This is a genomic window from Hamadaea tsunoensis DSM 44101 (genome assembly GCF_000428945.1).
Classification (GTDB): Bacteria; Actinomycetota; Actinomycetes; order Mycobacteriales; family Micromonosporaceae; genus Hamadaea; species Hamadaea tsunoensis.
On the sequence record NZ_AUAX01000001.1, the window covers coordinates 369,846 to 388,988 of the forward strand.

Sequence of the window (19,143 nt, forward strand, 5' to 3'; positions counted from 1 at the left end):
TACCAAGTGTCGACCGGATCCGGCAGAACCCGAACCGCATTCGCGCCGTTCAAGGGGCCAACTGTGACGGCGTCAGCGGTGAGGTCGGCCGGGGCATGGCCGCGCACCACGATGCAGCCCTCCCACACACGCGGGAGGGCTGCATCGTGGTGCCGTCAGACGAGCTCAGGCACGTGCAGGTGGGCCATCGCCAGCTCGAACTCCGCGACCTCGATCACCTTGGCATTGGCCTGCTCCGCGACCTGGGTGCGCAGGCTTGTCCCCATCTGGCGGGTACGCGCGACCGCGTCGGCGTCCTCGTAGACGACCGTCGCGCATGCCAGACCAGTGTCCTGGTTGACCAGCAGGCTGGCGCTGCAGAAGCCGGTCAGGTCGTCCAGCTCCGGAGTTATCATCCGGAACGACTCGATGGCGTTGTCGAGGTTGGCCGGCGACCCCTGAAGCCAGGACAGCCGCGCACACGCACCTTCGGGTGCCGCGTGATACCTGTGCATGAGCGGGATCTCCCACTCCTGGATCAGCGGGTCCTTGGCTCGCATTGTGCTGATCAAGCGTTCGCGCAACCCCGTGACCTGGTTGGCGCTCGCGCGCATGGTCTCCATGGAGCGCCATGCCGACGTCGCGATACAGCGCCCGGTCTCGCGCTCGGCAAGGCATGACAGTCCGATACAGCCGTCGATCTCCATCATCGCGGGCATCAGCTCGGTGTTCATCAGCGTGATGGCACGGTCGATCGACGAAGGATTCGCAGCAACCGTAGTTGAACGTGCATACATTTCTTCCGCCCCCTACCGATTTCGGTTCCCCTCAGAATGTCTCGTGGGACGGTCACCCGTATCCAACTTGGGAAACTCTCGGGCGGCGTACCGCGATGATGGCTTTTGAGCGCTCGAGAAGGGCCTGCCGTCTCTCTACGGTCGGCAGCGTGGGACAAGTTGATCATTTACGTGGGGCGCGAGCCACAGCATGCCAAACATCGACGCGCATCGTCGACGCACCGCTTCTGGCCAAAATTGCACGTCATCGGCGCCGATGACACAGCGGACTCGGTGGTCTCGTCTCAACATCTTTCCGGGGCTCCGCGGCAGCGCCCCGGAATCTGGCATGAGCCGGACCGCTTCTTCGATCTGGAAAGTGGCGAGAGCCTCTATTCATACGAGTGGACCTTGGTCGGACGCGATACGACGCTGAACAGTCTTGTTGAGTGGCTTGTCGAGGACGAACGTACGGCCGCGATTCTCGACGGTCGGGGCGGCATCGGGAGTCGCGATTGCTGCGTTCGTTTGCATTCTGCGGCACTGGAGTATTCCTACGTGGTGCGTTTCCTCGATCGTTCGGCGTTCGTGCAGCCGGAGGACATCGAGGTGCTGCCGCCGAGTGACCGCCATCAGGGTTGGAAGTGCCTCCGCGCTGCGCCGTTCGGGAACCTCACGAGGTCTCCGACCGGCGCAGCGCGGAGGCACTTGCCGCATCGCCGGAATCAGCAGTAGGGAACGTCCCAGTACGTCGTCGGTACCACGACATTGCCGGACGGCCCGTTCATCGCGTAGATGACCTGAAATCCGGAGTAGTAATTCGCCTGGCACAGCTCGAACGAACTCGACGGTACGCCGACCGGCCCCGCGTAATACCTGTACGAGCCGTGGTCGTCCATGTAATTGTTGCTGTGATTGGCGATGTAGACCCGCATGTACTTGGCCACGCCGCTGTAGCTGCCGTAGGCGTCCAGCTGGGCACAGCCGAGGTTGCCGGCCTTCCACCAGCGCACGTTGGCCACCAGGTTGCCGGCGGAGTCCTTCGCCGGAATGCTCACCGCCGCGTAGTTGGCCCAGTTGCCGCACGACGAATTGGTGGAGGCGTACGCCGCCGGGGCCGCGACAAGAGTCGCGGTCAACGCGGCGGCCCCGACGATCGCCGCCGCGACGATCGATCGAAACTTCGGGAATCTCGTGCCGAATCGCATCCTGATCTCCTTAGTACGCGATAGGGATATCGCATTGATCAGGATGCTAGGCATCGAATTTCGCGCATTCCCAAGATCGGCCTCCTCTTCAGACGTTCGTTACCGCGACGAGCAGCCACCGCAGGCTTGCTGCTCAACCCGTGGCGGCAGGTAACGAACGGCAAAAGATGCAGTCGGGGCGATGGTGGGTTCCACAGCGGACCGCCTCTTGGTTATCGTGGACGATGCTCACGAATCCGCCGGTGTGGTCGCCACGGTCGCGGGCATCCGCCGCAGTCGGCCCACTGCGAAGATCTTGCTAGTGCAACGTGAGAGAGCCATTCAACAGATGGATGTCGATGGAGTCGGCCTGCCTCGGCGGTGATCCACTCATGATGCGTCGCGAATGGACGCGACTGCTGTGCGCGGGTAGATCTTCTGGTCTGTGACCATAGAGGAGATTCTCGCCGACCGGCCATCGCGGGTAGAGGTTATGACGGGCCTGGCAGCCGATCATGTCGATGAGTTGGTGTTGCTGGTGTATGCCGAGATTGGCTTCGTTTCCGGGCGGCGTCGTGCGGTCGGTCCGTACCGAGCGGTGGTCGTGGTGCTGCTGTACCTGCGGCACAATCTTTCCCAGGCGCTGCTGGCCGAGCTGTTTGGCTGCTCGCAGCCTACGGTGTCGCGGCTGGTGGGCCGGTTCCTGCCGGTGATCACCACGGTCCTGACGCCACATGCCGACCAGGTCGCCGAGCGGGCACTGCGCTCCACGGTGCGCGTCGACGGCTTCCTGGCCCCGACCGGCGACCGCCGCGTCAACACCTACACCTCGGGCATGTACTCAGGAAAGCGTCATCGGTGCGGCTTCAACGTGCAGATCGTCACCTCCTGGCGGGGGCGCCTGGTCATGACGAGCCGGCCGCTGCCTGGCGCTACCCACGACGCCCGAGCATGGCACGAATCCGGTCTGGCGCAGCGCTTCGCTGGCCGACTGCACGCCGACGGCGGCCCCGGCGGCTTCGCCGACACCGCATACACCAGCACCGGCCTATGCGTACCTGACCGCAAACCGAACCGCCAACCCCTGACCGCATCGGCCCGCGAGTTCAACAGGCTGATCGCCTCCCGGCGGGCCAGCGTCGAACGCGTCATCGCGCACCTGAAGAACTGGAGGATCTTGGCCCCTGGTTATAGCGGCATGCTCGAGCGGTTCCCGCCGTACCTGGACGCCGTCACGAAACTGGAGATCTACAGAACCTCATGACCAACTATCGAACAGGTCCTAGTCATGCAGGGTGCTGCGGTCGAGCGCGTGTTCGGCGCTGGCGCGGTTGGTGATGCCGGGTGCATCCAGCCAAGCGTTGTCGAGGTGGCCCATCCGCCATCTACCGGTCGGCGCGGCCAGGACGACGGCGTCCTCGTAGCGTTCGTCAAGAAGCGCCAGGACCAGGTGCAGGATCACGTGTTGGCGGGTGCCGGTGATCCCGTCGGCAAAGGCGGCGATTTCGCCGCGCAGACCGCGGCCGTGTTCGGGGAAGAGTCCGGCCAGCCGGGCCAGCTGCAACTGCACCGCCGGTGGCTGGGCTGCCCAGGTGGCCAGTAGGCTGCCAACCTCGGCACCGACGGCCTCATAAGTCCGCAGTACCTCAGCGCTGGCCGCCGGCGCCCGGCGCTGGATCGCTGCGCGGTCTGCGTCCAGGATCAATTCGGTGGCGACCCCGCCGGCCAACGCGAACAGCCAGGCGGTCAGATCGCGACGGTGGGCCGCGACGCCGGTGCAGCGTGCCAGTTCAGCCAGGAACGGTACGGTGACCGCGGCCGCGTCCCACAGGTCACCGGAGTTCGTCAGCAGCTCGGTCACGGCTTCGAGGGCGTCGGACCAGCCGTCGGAGTCGCCGCTCGCGTCGATTGCGGCCAGCCGCCGCAGCCGGTCGGGGATCCTCGCACCCGTCTCGCCCACCGCCGCGATGCTGGCCCAGTCGATGACGTCGAGCCCGGACAGGTCAGGTTGTCGGCGCTCAACCAGGTCTGGCGTCATCGACAGGTGCGCCTTCGGCGGCGTCACAACGGGGATCAGCGCGGGCACCGGGGGTTGGACCCCGGGCCGGTCCAGCATGATCGGCAAGGGCTTGGGGCGGGCATGCGGCGGATTGGCCCCGGAGCCGATCATCTCGGGGATGCCTCCGAACGGTCGCGCGATCGTGACCGCCGCCCGCTCCAGTACGCCCTGCGCTTCCACACCCCGGAACGGGCCATAGGAGCGGGCTGATACCGCCCACGATCCCTTCCCATTCGGATATCCGTCAACCCGGGTGAACCCAAATTGCGACAATTCGAGCGCCAACGCCTGCGCCGAGACCTCATCCGCGATGCTGAATCGGATCGACCACTTTTCCACACGCTCGCCCACAATGCCCTTCCCCGCAAGAATCTTCTGTGTGGTCACAGGTCAGAAGAATGACCCGCCCATGGCCGTTGCGTCCGTTCACGTTACGCCACAAGTGGATCACCGCCGAGACTAGCCAGTTCATCGACGCTTGCCTGTTGAATGGTTCTCTGACTCTGGTTTCGTTACTTCGCGTTGTTGTCGACGAGTTTCTTGACGCTGGTCTGGACCCAGGCGACTTTGGCGAGGATCTCGTCGGCGGTCGCGGTCCACGCGAACGGTGCCGCGTCGGTGTTCCAGTGGGTGATGTAGTCGTGGACGGCGAAGACCAGGGCGTTGACGGAGCTGAACGTTCCGCGGCGGATGGCCTGGCGAGTGATGATCGAAAACCAGGTCTCGATCTGGTTGAGCCACGACGAGCCGACCGGGGTGAAGTGGAACGTCACGTTCGGATGCTTGGCCAGCCACGCCTTCACCGCAGGAGTGTCGTGGGTGGACAGGTTGTCCAGCACGACGTGGATCTGTTTGCCCGCGTGGGGTTTGACGGCCCTGCGTACGAACGTCAGGAAGTCCGCGCCCGTCCGTCGTGGGTAGCAGTCACCGATCACCTGACCGGTCGCGGTGTCCAGGGCGGCGAACAGGTTGGTGGTGCCGTGCCGGCGGTAGTCGTGAGTACCGTTTCTCGGTCACCCCGAAATCCAGCGGCAGCAGTGGCTGTGTGCGGTCCAATGCTTGGATCTGGGTCTTCTCGTCGATGCACAAGACGACCGCGCCGCCGGGCGGGTCCAGATACAGGCCGACGACGTCGGCGACCATGTCGGCGAACGCCGGGTCACGCGACAGCTTGAACGTGCCCGACCGATGCGGACGCAAATCGTTGTCCTGCCACACTTTGGCCACGTAGTGCCAGGACACGCTGATGCCCTCGACCCGGCGCAGATAGCCGGCCAGGGTCCGCGTCGACCAGTGCGTCAAGCCCGTGCTGGTCGGCGGGGTAACCCGGGTCAGCGCCACGATCCGCTCCGCCGTACCGGCCGGCACCTGAGCTCGCGGCGCGGCATGCGACTCATCGGATAGCCCCGCCAGCCCCGCGTCGGCGTAGCGGGCCAGCCACCGGTCGACCGTCGGTAGCGACACCCCGGCCAGCACGGCTGTCTCGTTGCGGCGGCGGCCTTCGGCCCGCCACAACACAATCCGAGCCCGCGTCGCGATCGTCGCCGGCACATCCCGACTGTTGATCAACGCCCGCAACTCCGCGACCTGATCCTCCTCAAGCTCAACCCGCACAGCTGAGACTAACGAGCATCAGAAGATAACGGAACCAGGGTCACAATGCGCTAGTACGGCGCAGCGGCCTGCCACCCATTCGCCTACATGACCTGAGGCAGGGCGCCGCGACCATCGCACTTGCCGCAGGCACGGAGATGAAGGTCGTTCAGGAGATGCTCGGACACTCGACGATCGTTCTGACCTTCGACCCCTACTCCAGCGTCCTGCCGGAGGTTGCACGCGAGGCAGCGGAGGCCGCCGTGCGGCTCGTGCCACGCAAGGCTCGGGGATCGGGGCTCACCTCGGGCCCACATGAGCCAACAGATCGAGATCAGACGATTACGAAGATCGCCTAAATCGGAGGTAACGCCAGCTCAAGGCGTGTACGCAGGAGTGGGGCCGCAGCGTCAGAATGCAAAAACAATCATCCCGGTAACCGGGCACCCGCTGCCGGTACGAATGGCCGGGTTTCGTCTTCATAATGATCATCGATGAGCGCTCGCTATCGGGACGCGAGGGACGTCGACGAAACCATCCTATCCCTGGGTGCCGCCATTCCCAGAGCAGCTGCCAGAGGTACGCCCGATCGGCATCGAAGCCTGCCACACCGGTCAGTTTCCTTCCGCCGAAAGCCCGCGCCGACCGCCCCCGTCGGTCCGGCCGGTGAAGCAAGGATGCCCGCCGGGACACTCCACAAAGGTCGAAGTGGAACGCTATGGAACATGGTGGGAAAGTCGGACGGTGGCCAAACGCCAAACGACGATCCATTTGGCGAGATCGGGGCGATCGACGAGGTTCAGACCATCGGCGAACGCCTGGCGGCCCTGGACCGTCTGCGGCACACCGCCGCCCGCGGGACCGGCCAGGCCCGCGTACCACTGCGGGACCTGGCCGTGTCGGCCGGCGTACCGCTGAGCAGTCTGAGCCACTATCTGCGCGGGACCACGTTGCTGCCGTCCGACGCACTCGACGCCTTGGTGCTCGCGCTGGGAGTGGCTCCCGCCGACGCCCGGCGCTGGGCCGACGCGTGAGACCGGGCCAGCGGCGGCCACGAACGTGCCCGGCCATCGGCCCAGCAGGCCGCTGGGAGCGAGGTCCGGCGACTGCTGCCACCGGACACCAGCGCTTTCTGCGGCCGGAACGAGGCACTCGCATGGCTGGACGAGACTCAGCGCGCCCAGCCCGGCGCACGGGCGTCGTCTCGGCCATCGCGGGCACCGCCGGAGTGGGCAAGCCCAATACCCAACTGTGACACTATTTCGCGAGAGCGATTCGTTCCTTTTGTCCTATTTGTATTGCCCTTTAAAGAGAAACCTTGCGGATTGCAGCTATAGGTTGCGGGTGATCTTGTGCGAAGCCGTTGTCGTGCGGGCGGGTTCCACGGTGCTCAGGTCGGGACCGCGTTTTCTGCGAAGGGAACGCGTTGGTCAAACTGTTATCTATCTCTGCGTAGTTTTCGAGGACGGGCAATCTGGACGAGTTGGAAGCGTAGTCACGGAAACGACGCGTTGGCGTCACGGTGCGTGACGAATCTTCTCCATTCTGGTCGCTGGGCCGTCTGATGGGCCCCGAAGTGTCGCATGTGTGTCCTACGCTCCCGGCATCCGAACCATGATCGGTGACGGGGTACGGCTGCGGTGCTGGAACACCGCAGCCGCTGCGTCCTCTCACCAACCTGCCTAGGAGGATCATTTGAGGACTCGGTTCATGCTACACAGCCGCAGAGGGCTGCGAGCAGCGTCGATCCTGCTCGCAGCCACGGCGGCGACGACCTGGTTGACACCGCAGGCACCTGCAGTGGCGGCAGTGGCCATCCCGCACACCGCGCTAGCCCCCGACTCGGTTCGCGAGTCAATGGAGTACCTGAAAAAGTCGTATGGGATCTCAGATGCGGAAGCGCTGCGTCGTCTGGAGCTTCAGGCCGACGCCCAATCCCTGGCGGAGAAGCTCGGCAGCGACGCATCTGACGCGTACGGCGGCATGTGGATTGACCAAGACAACGGCGGTCGCCTCGTGGTCTTTTCTACGAACCGTCCTTCCGTCGATCCGTATGTCCGAGGTATGGCCGACAACGCGCACGTTGACGTCCAGCTGGTCAGGCACTCCCTACAGGAGTTGCGGGCAGTCATGTCCCGTCTCAACGCCAAGAGCGGCGTCGACGCCTCCAGCGTGGCGACTTCGATCTTCATTCCGGCTATATCGATGATGGAGAACCGCGTCCTGCTGCAACGCCGCGACTGGATCGCCGACGCCAAGGCGCAGGGAACCTTGGCACAAACCACCGGCGTCCCGGCCAAGCTGCCCGCCACGGCCGCAGCGCGGGCCAAGGCTGTCACAGCCGAACTCGCTGCAGGTCGGGCAGCCGCTGCGTCGGAAGCGCCTGGGTTGGTGGAGGAGCGGCAACTGAAGCAGCCGCAGCAGTACTTCACGCCGTACGTGGACTGGGGCTATTGCCACCCGCTCTACTGCTCGACGGCGTACGGGCCGATGCGCGGCGGCCTGCGGCTGAACATCAAGCGAGACAACGGCACCTGGGGCGGATGTACGAGCGGCTTCAACGTCCGTTCCACCGGCGGCACCACATACAACAACTGGGCGTGGGTGCTGACCGCGGGGCACTGCACTGTCGGCAAGACCAACAACACCTACATCCACCACAACGGCTACAACATCCTGAAACAACACGCGCCGAACCCCGCGCTGGAGGTCAACTCGTTCCCGGTCGACTTCGTGATGCTGCCGTACATCGACGCCAGCTACTCGCAGACGTGGCTGGACAACTTCACGGGCAAGAACCGCGTCATGAAGTATTGCCGCAACGGCGGCCAAGACAGCGACTCCGACACGCCGTGCGGCACCCAGGCCACCACGGCGAACCAGTACATCACCGGCTACCACTCTCTCGATCAGATCACCCCGGGCTGGGTGGCCTGCGCGAGCGGAACAGCCACCAGCACCACGAACTACGCTGACTCCTACTTCACCGGTCACTACGACAGCGACAACGCCGGATACCTGGTCGGTACTCGATGCGGCAGGGTCATCGACCCGCTGGACGGATCGACTATCTGGACCGACATCTGCGCCCGACCGGGTGACAGTGGCGGCCCGTTGTTCAGCCAGGTAGACCAGACCGCGTACGGCATCCTGGAGGGCAGCTACCAAACGACGCGAACAGGCGCCTGTTACTCCGGAGAGATCAACAACTACATCCCGATCAGTAGCGGCGCTGGCACGTACTGGGGTGTTTACGAATACTCGAACAACGTGGCCGGAGCCACCTACCGCGTCATCACCTCCTCGGCTGGATGACACCTCGTGGATGTGCTGGGAGCCCTGCTCCCAGCACATCCACGGCCCACAGCACGCAAGCCCACACCAACAGTCCCTGGAGGACCTGAATGCGCACACTGGCAGCTCGGCGGATCACTGCCGTTTGGCTCACAGCGCTGATCTCCGCGCTCGGCGCCGGCCACTTTGGCACCTGGCTGTGGGACTTCGTGCGAGGCAACACCGTCACCGCAACCGTGAACTCGTGCCACCTCCAGTACGGTTGGAACGAGACCCCCTACGCTCAATGCATCGGCGATTGGCACCACAGCACTGACCTTGGCGGCGGCAACGTCAGCACAGTCGCCTCCGGGGCGATCCTGGGCGTCGACGTGGACCCCCTAGCCAAGACCACCACCGAAGACGGCAAGCTGTCGGGAGACTATGCCGGTGACTACTTCGCCCGCCTCAACAGCGGTGGTGCCGTCGTAATCCCACGCTGGCACGTCATACTCGGCCCCCTCTTCCTGCTCACAATGGCCGTCAGCGGCGGTCTCGTCCTACTCCATCTGCGCAGGACGCACGATTAGTGGTACTTTGGTGACATAAGCGGCTTATGGGGTTTTCATGATGTTAGGAGTAGTTCACCGGGGCTGGCAACAGGAGGTTCTTGGTGACTGCTCGTCTGCTATGTCCGCCGACGGCGGCGCCGCTGGATGCGTACGCCGTCTATTTGATGAGTTGTTCGCCTCGCTGGTGCAGCGGCGCGGGTTTCGTGATTACCTGGCCGGGTTGCTGGCGCCGCGGGACCGCAACAAGACGCTGACCGCGCCGAGTGGTTCTCAGCCATCGGTACGATCGCCAGCGTCCTCGTCGTCGGTCTCGGACTCCGCTGGAAATTCGCCGCCGGCGGCAAGACGACGAGCGCGCCGAAGCCAACCAGGCCAGGCTTGTCACCGTTCGCTCCGATCGCTGGACCGGTCGCGACGAGACGAATGCCCCGGCCGCTCACTTGATCATTCATAACCACAGTGAAGCACCGGTCCATCACGTTGACGCGGGACCGCTGATCGCCGACCCAATCGGCCGTCACACCATCCGCGTGCTTGGCAATCTGACCTGTAGCCAACAGCTATATGTCCTCGAACCGAGCGGAGAACGCGACGCATACTACTGGCCAGACCGTCAGCCGATCGAAGATCCGCACGCAGTCACGTGGATCACCTTCGTCGACGCTCGAGGACAGAAATGGGGGCGCATCGACAACGGCGAGCCGCGCAAACTGCAACGACAGCCGACGACGTCGAGCCTCTGGCCTGGCTCAGTCCAAATGTGAAACGCGCCGGGTTTGCTAGGGGCTACATGGTTAGGTAGCCGCCTCGGTGAGACTTCGATCGAGTTCGCACCGTGAAACGCTTCCGGGCCGCGGGCCACAGCATACGAAAACGTCGATACACGTTCCCCGCGCAGCGTTGCCCGTCAAGGTCTCCGGGACGAGGCAGAGCCGACAAGTCAGCGCCTGACGAGCCCCGTCCCTCGTTCGCACTGTGAAACCGTTACGGAAGCCCAGGCTCAGCATGCGAAAGACGTTGATACACGGTCCTCGCGAAGCGTTGTCTGTCAAGGTCTCCAGGAGGCGGCAAGCGGGCACGCCAATGCGCGAGCAGCTAGGACGGCGCCTCCCGGGCGGATTCCCGGATCCGTCCTATTCCGGTGACAATCACGAAGGGATGTCGGGAGCCTCGGCTGGTGGGTCGTTGGCAAGCGCCAGCCGCCACCGGCGCCCATCGATCACCGCGACCGGCTCGGAAGCACTGTCCTCGGCGGGTACGACGCGGACACTCATATATGATCCCGGCTCTTCCAGAGAAAGACCAAGATCGGTGGCGATCCCGCGATGATTGGCGTACGCCGAGCCGAGTACGAGATAGCCCTCTTCCTTGAGTGCGCGGCGCGCATCCCGCACGCGTTTGGCGCTGTCCGTCTGCGTCACCAGGGTTGCCACGACTGTTCTGCTGATGGGTCGGCCCGGCACCCGGCGAAAGAATTCGTTGAGCCTGCGCTGACCCGGCGTGGTGCCGAGTATCGCCTCACGGTCGCGAGTGGGCAGGTGAAGCAGGGTGTTCTCCGGCAGCGAAACATCTCGGTGCAGCCACTGCAGCGCGGCGCGACCGTCGGCCGACAAGGCTGCCTTCCCATCCCGGTTGCCACCGGCCCGCAGAATGTCGGCGGTCACCCGGACGAGTGCCACCGAAACTCGTGACTCGCCGTCATCGCCGGTCACGAGGAGGCAGAGACCCGAGTCACGCCGAGAGAATAGCCAGTCGGACCGCCGGGAGAACTTGACATCGAAGGCGATACCAGCCAGTTCCAGATCCGATCTGCCGCCACTGACGAGGGAGAACTCTCTCATGAGTTCCAGCTCGATGCGGGCACTCAGCGAGCTCTTCTCGATTCTGGTCATCTGCTCCCAGGAGAACCGGCCAGTGTGCTGGCCGTCGTACATCTGGTCCAGCGACCGCCGTAGGACTGCGGCGAACCTCGTTCCGTCGGGGTCCAGCCGGAGCAATGCCCTGGCCAACGCTTCGAGGTCCGCGTCCGGTTCGCCCGGCTGGACAGGCCTTTGGGGTTCGGCCAACGCCACCGCGGCCGGATCCGACCCGTACGCCAGCCGCTCGGCCCGCCGGCTGTGCTCAGCAGGCTCCCACCGGCGGCGGGCTGCGGTTAGCTCCTGCATGGCCTCATCGCGCTCCTGCTCCGCCCGGCGCACCGCCTCGCGCAGTCGGGTCAGCTCAGCTAGGTCCACCTCCCGCGTGTCCTGCCGGCTCTGCTCGATCAACTGCCGCTGGACCTCCGCACGCAGTTGGGTCTCGGCCAGAAGATCGTCCTTGGTGTTCTCCAGCTGGTCCTTCAGCCGGCTGAGATCCCGGCGAAGGCGGGCAGCCTCATCCTGGCGCCGGTCAGCGGGTGTGGCGGTGCTGCTCGCCTCGCGCTGGAGGTTCTCGGCATGAATGAGTGCCCGTTCGCGGCGGGCGGCGGGCGTGGTGATAGTGACGATCGCCTTGATCAAATCGGTCTCCGACACGAGGTTCTCCCCGTTGAGTCGGCGTTGCAGTACTGCGTGACTAGGCACGCCGCGTTTGTGAGTGAAGTTCTCCGGGGTGAGGCGCTCGCGCAGCGCCCGCACCGAGAGACCCGCGTCGGTCAAGCACCTTTGTAGGAACTCGGCGAGCCGGTTGATCTCCTCGGTCTCGCCCGCAGGTCCCTGTCGGCGCCGCCCCGGAACCCCTGGCATCTGGCTCCTTTGTCTCGAATGTTTGTCTCGCTAAAACTTTAGTTGTCTCGAACAATACTTGCAACCTTAGGCCCATCCCTGAAGGCTCTTACCTGTCACGGCAGCAAGACAACGGACCGAGGGCAGGGACACGGATGCAGAACAATCAGATGTACGATCTGGCCGCGCTGGTCGCCATCCTTGGCACCGTAGGCGCGCTGGCCCTCACCGGCCAAGGTGCCGAGGTGCTCGGCGCCGCGGCGGTCGCCTCCAACTCGATTTTCGGGGCGTGGAGACAGCGCCAGCGACGCCCGGGCTCGTCCGGCAAGGGCCGCCTTGGTCAGCGGGCCGATGGCCACCGTGTCGCTGCTCGGCGGCCTGACCGACGGCCCCACACCATGATCTCGCCTCGCGAGATCGCCGATGTCGCCGGCCGTGGCAAAGACACCAGGGATGGGAGTCCGGTGGACCTGATGGCTGGATGTTCGGCTGGTCCGAAGCCATGCAGCCGCCCGGACGCAAGAACTCACCCTTGACGTTCGGAAGGGGGCTGCCATACCGGCAGCTTCAGCTAGGAGCCTGCCTCGAATTTGGTTTACTCTCGGGCTGGGCAGCCCCTACGCAGTCTTGCCGCGGACCACTGCATGGGAAGACGTCGATACATCTAGCCGGAAAACTGTTGCCCGTCAAGACGTCCAGAACCCGGAGGCGCCGAAGGCGGAACTCCTGACGAGTTTTGATCGAGTTCGCACTGTGAAGCGCTTCCGGGTCCCCGGGTCCAGCATGCGAAAACGTCAATACATGTTCCCCGTGAAGCGCTGCCCGTCAGGGTCTCCAGGACGAGGCGAAGTCGACAAGCCAGCGCCTGACGAGCCCCATCTCGCGTTCGCACCGTGAAACCGTTACAGGGCGGACGGGTACTCGAACCGCGACCGGGGGATTATGAACTTAGTTATTACCCTGACGGCGAATGCTGCGAAGTGTAGGCGGGTGCCTATCTATACAGGTAGGCACCCGCCTACGTCACGATCAGTTCCAATGCGTGACGGCGGCTGTCGGATCGTCCGGGCGCACCTCGGGCGCACCCTCAAGCGTCACCCCGCGACACGACTTGTCCGGAGTGCCTGGCGGTGCGCGTCCGCTCGGCTGTACGTCATCTGGCCAACCGATGATCACACTCAGCCGTTGCGATGCGCCCGCTCCACCACCTCGTCCTCGCGCAACGGCCCGGTGTGATGACTTAGGCAGATCGGCACCTGGATCTTGCTGAAGCTCGTTCCCTCGCCGGCCGAGTAGAAGGTGCCCATCGGAAGGCTGCCCAGATCCTTCAGGTCGGCATTGCGAGACTGCGCCATCATCTGGGCCGCTTCGAGCTGAGTCTGCGCTGTCAGGCGGCCTATGAACTGGTTCGCGGTGTTGCCAAGCGCCTGATTGTTGATTCCCTTGGGCGCCTGGGAGGCGAGGACCACACCCAGGCCGTATTTGCGAATCTGCCGGATGATCTCGACGGTGCTGTCGGTGCTGGGGGTGGAGGCGCCGGAGGGTACGAAGTTCTGTGCCTCGTCCATCACGAGCAGCCCGCCAAGGGGGCGGTCGTTGGTGGGGTTGGCGCGGAACCAGGAGAACAAGGCACCCTGCAAGCGGCTGACGAACCGCGCCGATCCCTCTCGCGACAGGCCGACAAAGCTGATGACCGAGATGCGCGCGGACTTTCCTGCGGATGGTGTCAGCAGTACGCCAGGATCGACGGGCGTGCCCGACTCTCCGAACAGTGGGTCCGTGTCAAGCGCCGCCTCCAGAGTGTCTGCCATCTGCTCGGCCAATTTGCGGGTCCGAGTGTTCACGATGTCGGCTGGGGCGTCACCGAGCATCTCGATCAGCCCGGCTAGGTTCCTGCCGCCTTCGCGGGCGTATCGCTCCAAGGCCCGGCTCAGCACGCCCAGCTGCTGGGTAGCCCGACCGCCGGTCTTACCTATGCCGGCTTGCGGCGCCAGCGCGGCAATGGTGGCGCCCAGCAGCCGCTTGAAGTCATCCTCGTCCCCGAGCACCGGGCCGAAATCGGGGAGCGGGTGAAAGCTCAGTGGACGCCCGCGGTTCAACCCGGGTGTCCAGACCACCACCTCGGTCTCAGCGAAGTAACGCTGCGCCTCGCCTTGGTGAGTATCGGTCCACCCCCTTGGCGCGTCCGGCCAAGGGTCGCCGAGTCGGCCAAGATCGTCATTGGGGTCCAGCACGATGGCAGATATGCCTCTCATCGCACACTGCTCGACGATGCGCTTGACGAGCACCGTTTTCCCGGATCCGGCCGCGCCGATCACTACAGCGTGCTTACGGAATTGCTCAATGGCAACGGTGAACGGTCGGCCGCCCCGAGTAGTGGCGCCCAGGATGACGTGCGAACCACCCGGGTAGATTTCGGGAGCCCCCACCGCGCCGCGCTCATCCAGATCACCCTCCATCAGGCCCTCGGCATCTGCATCCGCGGTGCCCACCGCGATGTCGTCATTTTCCGTTGGCGCGCCGAGATACGGCTGCAGATCGCTCACTATCGCGGCGAACACCTCCGTACGCGCCGCGGGGTGCTGCTGCCGCAACCAGACGTCCAGGCCGGAGCGGTGACTGTCGAGCATGGTGTGCAGAGCGGCGAACGTGCGCAGATCAGCCGCTCCGATCGGTAGCGCGAGGCCACCACGAGCGAGGAAGTCGGCTTTGATCTCATCGGTCTTGGTGCCACCCGGATACGTGGTGTTCCGCAGCAGAAACAGGCTGCGGCTAGGAAGCCCTGTCTCCAATCCGGCTTCCACGACCGCGTTGTGCATTCTGGTCTGCGCCGCGCGGGCATTGTCTGTGGCGATCGCACGGAAGGACCAGTGCAGCTCGTTTTCGGTGGCATCGTCAAGGATGTACCGGAGCCGTGCGTGCAGCGCTGCCTTGCCGCCGAATTCGGTTTCCACTACGAAGCGGGACTCATCTCCGCCGAGCTCCTTGATCAAGCAGCGCAGCCCGGCGCCGAGGAGCGCGGGAATCGTCCCATCCTCGTTCGCCTTGTCGAGAGGCCCTATGTCATCGGCTGCGGCGCGGAGCTTGCTAAATTCCTCGGTCAGCACGGCGAGCTCGGTGGCGGGGACGGTTCGCGGGGAGATGTTGGCCCGGCTTCCCGGAGCCAGCGACAGCAGCTCGGTGACAGCGCCGCTCTCCAGACAATTTGCGATGTGCTCGGCGACCCGGATGAGCAGCCGCCGCGGCGTATACCGGTGAGGCACTCCGGCGAGTGCCTCCGGCCGTATCGGCCACGTCTGATAGGGCGGCGTGAACTCCACCGACGCGTAGCCGGCACGGAAACGGTTGCCGATGATCGCCGCCGCGGTTGCCTCGTCGCGGATTTCCCCCAGGGTCGGCAGGACGGTGAAACGATCGAGGGCTGAAAGTATCGCCGCGTGACTGATCTTTCGCCAGGTGTCAGGCTGGCATGCGATCACCATGAGGGTACGCCGAGCCTCCTCCCGCATGTCCATCAAGCCCGCAGCGATATCGTTGCTCAGCCGGATAACAGCACGGCTCTCGCCGGACGCCGCTGAGGCCAGTGACGCCTCAGACGCCGAGACCAGGTTGTCGAGCTGATCGAAGGCGAACACCAGCGGCCCGACCAGGGCGAAGATGCGGGTGAGGTCGCGGAGCACCAGTTGCGCCGGTCGCTGTCGGGACGATAACCCCCACGCCGCCCGCTGACCCAGGTCCTCGTCGTTCAACGCCAGATATGCCTTGCCGATCTCAACTGCTTCTCCGGACGACGCGATCAGCGCGAGTGCACGGGCCGTATCCGCGGCCTCATTGCCCACCTGCCGATCCAGTCCGCGAATGCCGTGCACGAACGCGTCGAGGTGCGTACGAGTTAACGCACGCTCGCCCGTAATGGCGGCGCGGGTCGCCTCGTCCAGCTCCGACAGCCGAGAAAGCTCGGCCAGCAGGTACACCAGCTGTTCCTGGCCGCCGTCGTCTTTGCGATACAGGCCGTCTACGAGGCTGCCGGTCGCGCTTTCCCAGAAATCACAACCGGTCACAAGCTTGATATAGAAGAAGAATCCACCACGCGCCTGGATTTCCTGGCGCGTCCAGCCGAGCAGGTGCGTCTTGCCCGACCCTCGTTCGCCAAGCGCGACGGCAGCAGTGGGCGCATGGTCACCATCGAGTGCGTTCATTGACCGGGCCAGCCGGGCGGACACTTCTGGGTAGAGCGCGTCGACGTGGTAAGACGACAGCGATGCCCAGACCTCGTCCGGCGTAGGCGCCGTGCTCACGTGCAGCGCGCCGAGCGCCTCGAGTTGCCGGTTCATGCCTTCCCGATCCTCAACAGGTGCCGAGGCTCACCACCGATGTCTACTGCGGCCTCGCGATCGTGCGCCGTGAGTGACTTCTGGTTAAGCTCTGCCATCAGGTGCACGTCGGGCTGCTCGATCATCCGGTCAAGCTCGGCGTCCACCACCTCGCGGGCAACACCTTCCAGCCACGGGCGCAACACTGACAGCTTGATCCAGCTGTTTGGCCCACGGCGTACGGTCAGTTCCGCGTACGCCGCGCGTATCCAATTCTCGATGTCTGGCTGGAAGAACTCTTCGAACTTTATGCCCGACCGCGCGAGATGCTGGCCGATGTTCTCCAGAACTGCGTACAGCACACCCGCCGGGAACTTTGAGTTATCCGGCCGTCCGGCAACGAGAGCCGATTCGCACCAGCTGCGGCCGGCCGGGGCGAGCCGATATGTGTTCACTGCGCCACGCTTCTTCTTGGCGACTCGTTCGACACTACGGTTAACCTGCCGAAGTACCTTCGCATCGATTTCCAGGCCCGCGACATCGCGTAGTTCCCTGTTCGTCACGGGCCGGGCGACCACCATGAGCGCGAAGAGCGACGCCTGCCCCCGGACAGTCAGATCGGCTGCCACAACATTCCTCCTGACATCGGATGAGATGAGACAGTTCAGAGTGCGAAACCCCGCTCGGGCACCAACTCCACCCGACCGGTAGTGCTGGACAACTCGCCCGCGACCGTGATCACGAGCCGCTCGCGGTGGGCGGCGATGGCCCGTTCATAGTCAGCCTGAGAACCAAGGCGCACCCAGACCGCCCGCCGAGATCGTTGAAGATGCGCGGTGCGCAACTCGCCACGTACCTTCATGCGCCATCGGTCTTCACTTGCGGCATCGTCGTGGAGACCCTCGACGATGCCGGTTACTGTCGCCGGGCCTGAAGCATTCAGGCCACGCAGGCGCTCGGCAGCGGCCAGCAGGAGCGAGCCTGCGGTCTCCGGGAATGCAACCGACTGAGATGTAGCGTCTAGTGGCCGTGCCCGTGCCCAGCGAAACGTGATCTGAAAGGGTTCGTCGTGTCCCGAGCCGGACAGCTCGCTCAGCGCCCTACAAAAGTCCGCCGAGACTCCCGCAGTCACCGTCTCGTCAAATGCTGAGGGATCTTGCGCTGCCACCGCCGTCTGAACCGCACTGACCGCTTCCAGCATTTGAACTACGACCGCGCGGCCGCCCACCGCCTCGCCGCCGGGTACGCCTGCTATCGCGTCGGTAGCTAGGCGTACCTCGAAGATGTAGCTGCCAGCACGCGACGGGCCCAGTTCCGCTGCACGCAGGATGTCTGTCACCACACTCGGCGGCCGCCCCGCGAACGCGAAGTGGGGACCCTGCAGCACTGTCCGCGTAGCCGCGCCCAACACGCCGCGGACACCCTGCAGTGCCTTTGCACCGGACGTCAGCGGCGTGTACCCAGGGTCGCGCCCGGCTGGGAAGGTGTGAAAGAACTGCCTGTCCGCGTTTGGATGAGCAATGTCTCCGGCGATGTCGTCGGCCGGCCGGTCCTCTACAACAGACAGACAGCGCAGGATCTCCCGCAAGCGGCGGTCGCTGTCACCCATGCCATCCCGGCCTGGTACCAGCACTTCGTAGTCGTCGGCAGTACGCCATATGCTGGCGCCCTGCCACCCATGCGGGTCACGTTCCCATCCCATGTCGGCCAGGTAGCTGACGATGTCGCCGACCCGTAATAGAACCTTCATCGCGCGATCTACCAGACCGACTGGGTCTCGGTGAGCCTGCGCAATGTCGTCGCCGTGAGCACATTCGCGGTGGGCACCTTCACTGGGTGCTTGCGTTTCCGATCGGGATTGGCGATTGGCTGCTCGTCACGCAGCGACACAAAATAGCCGAGGTTGCGGAGCAAGATGCCATCCATCGTGGACGTCGCGTATTGCCTGCTATCCGTCGGAACGCAGATGACGAACAGGAAGCGGGGCACGGTGTAATCCGGACCTGCGAGCTGGCTGAACTGGCTCTCGCTGAGCCCCCGATAGACCAAGTTACCGGACGTTCCAGCAGGCTGACTCCAGGTCTTCACTTGCGCCTCGATAGCAGGCGAGTACACGCGCCCGTGGCGGCCGGTGGCACGAAATCCCAAATCGACCCCGTCGACGTCGAGATCTTCCTTGAAGACGATCAGACCAGCGGCGGAGGCCAGCACACGAACATAGTCCTCGCCAAACTTGCCCTGATGCTGGTTCGCATCGAGCATACGGCTTCCTCCCCGACGTGACGTACGGTAGCCCGAAGCCTACGAGACGCTTCGACGCCTGTCAGCACCGAGAGAGGTGGATATCTACGGTTTCCAATCGATAGGAACGAAGATTTGGACAGCGATGGAGCGACCCATCTGCTGAACCGCTCGCCCCCAGAACACGGCATCCTGCAGTTACGACACCCTGGCGAGCCGTTCGCGAGGCGAGCTGCGCCGGGCTGCCGCTGCCGGTCCGCCACCGGCTAGCGCCGAATATTTCGCCGCCTACCGTCACTGGATCGTGGCTGTGGACCTCTGCCCTTCGGCCAGACCGCGACCACGATCGACGTTCGCCCCTTCGGTGTGATCGGGTCATGTCGAGACCGAGCCCTACGGAGGTGGCCTCGATGGGCTCACGCCCACGGACGAGACTCCAAGTCCCGCA

General features: G+C 64.6%; 16 protein-coding genes and 1 pseudogene. 7 read left to right on the forward strand and 10 right to left on the reverse strand.

Translation table 11 applies throughout. The annotated features are described in order from the left end of the window. Positions 1-155 precede the first annotated feature (155 nt). Complete coding sequence (locus tag G401_RS0101675; RefSeq protein ID WP_051365999.1) at positions 156-713, reverse strand: hypothetical protein; 558 nt, start codon at positions 711-713, stop codon at positions 156-158. Positions 714-935: 222 nt separating this feature from the next. On the opposite strand from G401_RS0101675, the gene G401_RS55520 reads away from it, so the two are divergent. Next, entirely contained in the window at positions 936-1,490 is a 555-nt protein-coding gene (locus tag G401_RS55520) for a hypothetical protein (RefSeq protein ID WP_157545184.1), read from the forward strand. Here G401_RS55520 and G401_RS0101680 read toward each other — a convergent pair. Then, positions 1,481-1,963 carry a hypothetical protein gene (locus G401_RS0101680; protein ID WP_027341136.1) on the reverse strand — a complete coding sequence of 161 codons (483 nt, stop codon included), beginning with the start codon at positions 1,961-1,963 and terminating at the stop codon, positions 1,481-1,483. The two genes, G401_RS55520 and G401_RS0101680, sit on opposite strands and share 10 nt — an antisense overlap. A 424-nt stretch (positions 1,964-2,387) precedes the next feature. On the opposite strand from G401_RS0101680, the gene G401_RS0101685 reads away from it, so the two are divergent. After that, entirely contained in the window at positions 2,388-3,206 is an 819-nt protein-coding gene (locus tag G401_RS0101685) for a transposase family protein (RefSeq protein WP_157545187.1), read from the forward strand. A gap of 18 nt (positions 3,207-3,224) precedes the next feature. Here the strand turns inward: G401_RS0101685 and G401_RS0101690 are convergent, their stop codons facing one another. The 3 genes from G401_RS0101690 to G401_RS58215 all read right to left on the reverse strand — a co-directional run bounded on the left by G401_RS0101690 (position 3,225) and on the right by G401_RS58215 (position 5,615). Continuing rightward, on the reverse strand, positions 3,225-4,388 hold the full coding sequence (locus G401_RS0101690) for a hypothetical protein (protein ID WP_157545190.1): 1,164 nt from the start codon (positions 4,386-4,388) through the stop codon (positions 3,225-3,227). A gap of 125 nt (positions 4,389-4,513) precedes the next feature. Further along, positions 4,514-4,969 (reverse strand): IS630 family transposase, encoded by a 456-nt coding sequence (locus G401_RS58210; RefSeq protein WP_322787710.1) that lies wholly within the window; start codon positions 4,967-4,969, stop codon positions 4,514-4,516. Then, positions 4,926-5,615: an IS630 family transposase gene (locus G401_RS58215; RefSeq protein WP_064741651.1), complete on the reverse strand. Its 690-nt coding sequence runs from the start codon at positions 5,613-5,615 to the stop codon at positions 4,926-4,928. Before G401_RS58215 ends, G401_RS58210 begins: the two co-directional genes overlap by 44 nt. A 59-nt stretch (positions 5,616-5,674) precedes the next feature. On the opposite strand from G401_RS58215, the pseudogene G401_RS42780 reads away from it, so the two are divergent. The 5 genes and pseudogenes from G401_RS42780 to G401_RS55525 form a co-directional block, all read left to right on the forward strand. Next, a pseudogene (locus G401_RS42780) lies at positions 5,675-5,953 on the forward strand (site-specific integrase); the annotation flags it as partial. A 366-nt stretch (positions 5,954-6,319) separates the two neighbouring features. Further along, positions 6,320-6,628 carry a helix-turn-helix domain-containing protein gene (locus tag G401_RS0101705; RefSeq protein WP_027341139.1) on the forward strand — a complete coding sequence of 103 codons (309 nt, stop codon included), beginning with the start codon at positions 6,320-6,322 and terminating at the stop codon, positions 6,626-6,628. A gap of 766 nt (positions 6,629-7,394) precedes the next feature. Next, entirely contained in the window at positions 7,395-8,909 is a 1,515-nt protein-coding gene (locus tag G401_RS0101710) for a chymotrypsin family serine protease (protein ID WP_157545193.1), read from the forward strand. Between the two features lie 89 nt (positions 8,910-8,998). Then, positions 8,999-9,457, forward strand: a complete 459-nt coding sequence (locus tag G401_RS0101715; protein WP_027341141.1) for a hypothetical protein — start codon at positions 8,999-9,001, stop codon at positions 9,455-9,457. Between the two features lie 245 nt (positions 9,458-9,702). Further along, positions 9,703-10,203, forward strand: coding sequence for a hypothetical protein (locus G401_RS55525; protein ID WP_157545196.1), 501 nt, complete (start codon positions 9,703-9,705; stop codon positions 10,201-10,203). A 384-nt stretch (positions 10,204-10,587) separates the two neighbouring features. Here the strand turns inward: G401_RS55525 and G401_RS54380 are convergent, their stop codons facing one another. The 5 genes from G401_RS54380 to G401_RS0101740 all read right to left on the reverse strand — a co-directional run bounded on the left by G401_RS54380 (position 10,588) and on the right by G401_RS0101740 (position 18,716). Continuing rightward, entirely contained in the window at positions 10,588-12,075 is a 1,488-nt protein-coding gene (locus G401_RS54380) for a NaeI family type II restriction endonuclease (protein ID WP_169734127.1), read from the reverse strand. Between the two features lie 1,244 nt (positions 12,076-13,319). Continuing rightward, the gene (locus tag G401_RS0101725) at positions 13,320-16,475 is read right to left on the reverse strand and encodes an ATP-binding protein (protein ID WP_027341143.1); all 3,156 of its coding nucleotides are present in this window, start codon (positions 16,473-16,475) and stop codon (positions 13,320-13,322) included. Beyond that, the gene (locus G401_RS0101730; RefSeq protein WP_027341144.1) at positions 16,472-17,083 is read right to left on the reverse strand and encodes a hypothetical protein; all 612 of its coding nucleotides are present in this window, start codon (positions 17,081-17,083) and stop codon (positions 16,472-16,474) included. Before G401_RS0101730 ends, G401_RS0101725 begins: the two co-directional genes overlap by 4 nt. A 35-nt stretch (positions 17,084-17,118) precedes the next feature. Then, a complete protein-coding gene (locus G401_RS0101735) occupies positions 17,119-18,204 on the reverse strand; it encodes a hypothetical protein (RefSeq protein ID WP_027341145.1) in 1,086 nt (361 codons plus the stop codon). 8 nt (positions 18,205-18,212) lie between these two features. Further along, positions 18,213-18,716: a DUF4365 domain-containing protein gene (locus G401_RS0101740; protein ID WP_027341146.1), complete on the reverse strand. Its 504-nt coding sequence runs from the start codon at positions 18,714-18,716 to the stop codon at positions 18,213-18,215. Positions 18,717-19,143 lie beyond the last annotated feature (427 nt).

Excerpts from the sequence above, each read along its gene's own strand:
- G401_RS0101675 (WP_051365999.1), bottom strand. The coding sequence starts at position 713 with ATGAACACCGAGCTGATGCCCGCGATGATGGAGATCGACGGCTGTATC.
- G401_RS0101680 (WP_027341136.1), bottom strand. The coding sequence starts at position 1,963 with ATGCGATTCGGCACGAGATTCCCGAAGTTTCGATCGATCGTCGCGGCG.
- G401_RS0101705 (WP_027341139.1), top strand. The coding sequence starts at position 6,320 with ATGGTGGGAAAGTCGGACGGTGGCCAAACGCCAAACGACGATCCATTT.
- G401_RS0101715 (WP_027341141.1), top strand. The coding sequence starts at position 8,999 with ATGCGCACACTGGCAGCTCGGCGGATCACTGCCGTTTGGCTCACAGCG.
- G401_RS0101725 (WP_027341143.1), bottom strand. The coding sequence starts at position 16,475 with ATGAACCGGCAACTCGAGGCGCTCGGCGCGCTGCACGTGAGCACGGCG.
- G401_RS0101735 (WP_027341145.1), bottom strand. The coding sequence starts at position 18,204 with ATGAAGGTTCTATTACGGGTCGGCGACATCGTCAGCTACCTGGCCGAC.
- G401_RS0101740 (WP_027341146.1), bottom strand. The coding sequence starts at position 18,716 with ATGCTCGATGCGAACCAGCATCAGGGCAAGTTTGGCGAGGACTATGTT.